The sequence below is a fragment of the Deinococcus pimensis DSM 21231 genome (assembly GCF_000519345.1).
GTDB classification, from domain to species: Bacteria; Deinococcota; Deinococci; order Deinococcales; family Deinococcaceae; genus Deinococcus_A; species Deinococcus_A pimensis.
Genome location: NZ_KI912621.1, coordinates 8,401 through 11,492 on the forward strand (window position 1 = coordinate 8,401; position 3,092 = coordinate 11,492).

At 68.7% G+C, this 3,092-nt stretch carries 3 protein-coding genes; all 3 read left to right on the forward strand.

What is annotated here, in order from left to right:
• The coding region (locus DEIPI_RS0102245; protein ID WP_027480700.1) for a DNA gyrase C-terminal beta-propeller domain-containing protein at positions 1-858 on the forward strand (858 nt) is incomplete at its 5' end.
• Positions 859-1,293: 435 nt separating this feature from the next.
• Entirely contained in the window at positions 1,294-1,893 is a 600-nt protein-coding gene (locus DEIPI_RS0102250; protein WP_027480701.1) for a helix-turn-helix domain-containing protein, read from the forward strand.
• Between the two features lie 89 nt (positions 1,894-1,982).
• On the forward strand, positions 1,983-3,092 hold a 1,110-nt coding region (locus tag DEIPI_RS0102255), incomplete at its 3' end, for an FAD-dependent oxidoreductase (RefSeq protein ID WP_027480702.1).

The window sequence follows — 3,092 nt, forward strand, 5'->3', positions numbered from 1 at the left end:
GGGCGCGGCGCGAGCGGCGGCCGTCTGCGCGAGGAGGACGTCAGCGTCCGCGTGATGGTGGGCAGCACGCACGACTTCCTGCTGTTCTTCACGGACCAGGGCCGCGTCTTCCACGAGAAGATCTACGACCTGCCGGAGGCCGCGCGCGACGCGAAGGGCACGCACATGAAGAACCTGCTGCCGGGCCTGCGCGAGAACGAGAGCGTGGCGTCGGTCCTCGCGATCAAGGGCTTCGATCAGGAGGGCAGCTTCGTGTTCGCCACGAAGCGCGGCATGATCAAGAAGACCAAGATCCAGGACTACTCGAACATCACGTCGGCGGGCCTCATCGCGCTCAACCTGATGGAGGGCGACGAGCTGATCGGCGTGGGCATCGCGAAGGACGGCGAGCACGTGGTCCTCGCGACCGCCGAGGGTCAGGCGATGCGCTTCGAGGCCTCGGACGTCCGTGAGACGGGCCGCGCCACGCAGGGCGTGATCGGGATCCGTCTGCGCGAGGACGACCACGTGATCAGCATGGCCCTCACGCCCGCCGAGGGCGAGGTGGAGATGCTCGCGGTGAGCGAGTGCGGCCTCGGGAAGCGCACGCCGCTGGGTGAGTACCCGGCGAAGGGGCGCGGCGGTCAGGGCGTCATCACCCTGAACGTCACGGACCGGACCGGCAAGCTCGTGACGCTCGCGCAGGTCAGCGGCGACGAGGAACTGATGGTCCTGACGGCCAAGGGCGTCGTGATCCGCACGCGCGTGGAGCAGCTGCGCGTGTCGGGCCGCAACAGTCAGGGCGTGAAGGTCATCGACATCGGGAACGGCGACAAGGTGATCAGCGCCTTCCCCGTCAAGCGCGAGGACGACGTCTAAACGCCTCTCGGTTCGGGTGCCCGGCTTCTTGGCCGGGCACTTTTTCTTTTCACGTGGCGCGAGGGGGCGGGCCGGACCGAGAGGGCACGCGCCGTGATTTCTGCCCTGCCGGGGCGAAGTGTGACCCGGTATCGATTCGTGAGACGACGTGTTCAGGTGCACTTTTGCCTGCTCTCGCTGAGTTGGCTCAACCGACCGTCATGTGGCGAATGCGTCCTGGACGGCCCTGGGAGGGACATCGTGCGGATTGACCATTGTGACGTGTAGGCTTATTAAAGAAACCTTTTTGTTTACAAAATCCCCCGGTTGGGGTACACTGTGATCAAGGTTGGGATGAGTCCCGCCACGGTCGAGACGCCCGCAGGTCGCGGGCGCACCCAGCAAGCTCGACGTCGCCCGTGCCCGGCACGGACGTGCACCCCAGGAGGGCCGCACATGCTTCTCGAAAAGACCTTTGTCGATTCCGTCACGCACCGCCCCGGCGCCGTGATTCTCTACCCCGGCAAGAGCGACATGCTCTACCGCGTCCAGTCCGGCCTCGTCCGCATCCACACCATGGACGACGAGGGCAACGGCCTCACGCTGCGCTACGTCAAGCCCGGCGAGTTCTTCGGCGAGGAGTCCCTCACGGGCCTCGAACGCTCCTACTTCGCGGAAGCCGTCACGGACAGCACCGTGGACGTCATCAACCCCGCCCTGATGAGCGCCGAGGACAACCTCGAGGTCACCACGCACCTCGTCAGGATGCTCGACCGCGCCTACGAGAGCATCTACCGTCTCGTCGGCAAGCGCCTGCGCTCGCGCATCGCGGCGGAGCTGCTCGAACTCGCCGACACCGCGCTTGCCACGAAGCAGCCCAGCGGCGAAACCATGATCTACGCCACCCACGACGAACTCGCCGCCGCCGTCGGCAGCGTCCGCGAGACCGTCACGAAGGTCGTCGGCGAGCTCTCCCGCGAGGGCGTCATCAGCGCCGGCTACGGCAAGATCACCCTCCGCGACCAGAACGCGCTGGGGCGCATCGCGGCGGAATAAGACCACCACGAAGGCGGGCGGACCCACGGGTCCGCCCGTTTCCCTTTGGCCGGGCGGCAGGTCCGTCCGGTTCACGTACAATCGACACCATGACCCAGGTCTTCTCCACCGACCGTCCCCTCCGCGTCGCCGTGGTGGGCAGCGGACCGTCCGGCCTCTACGCCGCCGAGGCGCTCATCAAGCAGGGCGACCTGCCCGTCAGCGTGGACGTCCTCGACCGCCTCGCCACGCCCTACGGCCTCGTCCGCTACGGCGTCGCCCCCGACCACCAGAAGATCAAGAGCGTCACGAGCCTCTACCAGAAGATCCTGGAGGACCCGCGCGTGCGCTTCCTCGGGCACGTGGAGTTCGGCCGCGACCTCACCCACGACGACCTGCGCCGCCACTACGACGCCGTCGTGTACGCCGTGGGCGCGTCGAGCGACCGCAACCTCGGCATTCCCGGCGAGGACCTCGAGGGCAGCCTCTCCGCCACGGAGTTCGTCGCGTGGTACAACGGCCACCCCGACGCGGAGGCCCGCGAGATGGTCCTCACCGCCACGGGCGTCGCGGTGGTCGGCGTCGGCAACGTCGCCGTGGACGTCACGCGCATCCTCGCCAAGACCGTGGAGGAGCTCTCCACCAGCGACATCGCGGAGCACGCCCTCGACGCGCTCTCGCGCAGCCACGTCACGGACGTGTACGTGCTGGGGCGGCGCGGCGCGGCGCAGGCGAAGTTCACCACGAAGGAACTGCGCGAGCTCGGCGAGCTCGCCGACGCGGACGTCGTCGTGAAGCCCGAGGAGGTGTCCCTGACCGAGGAGGAGGAGGCCGCCATCACCGACAACACGGTCCGCAAGAACGTGGAGGTGCTGCGCGAGTTCGCCGCGCGTCCCCTCACCGGTAAGAGCCGCCGCGTGCACCTGCGCTTCCTCGTCTCCCCCGTCGAGATCCAGGGTGAGGACGGGCGCGTGGCCGGGCTGCGGGTGGAGCGCAACCGCCTCGACGGGACGCAGAACGCCGTCGGGACGGGCGAGTTCGAGACGCTGGACGTGCAGATGGTCCTGCGCTCCGTCGGGTACCGGGGCGTGGCCCTGCCGGGCGTGCCCTTCGACGCGCGGCGCGGCGTCATCCCCAACGAGGGGGGCCGCGTCCGCGACGAGGCCGGGACCGTCGTGCCGGGCGAGTACGTGGCGGGCTGGATCAAGCGCGGCCCGAGC

What these genes read in the sequence shown, in the direction of transcription:
- DEIPI_RS0102250 (WP_027480701.1), top strand. Translation starts at nt 1,294, where the DNA reads ATGCTTCTCGAAAAGACCTTTGTCGATTCCGTCACGCACCGCCCCGGC.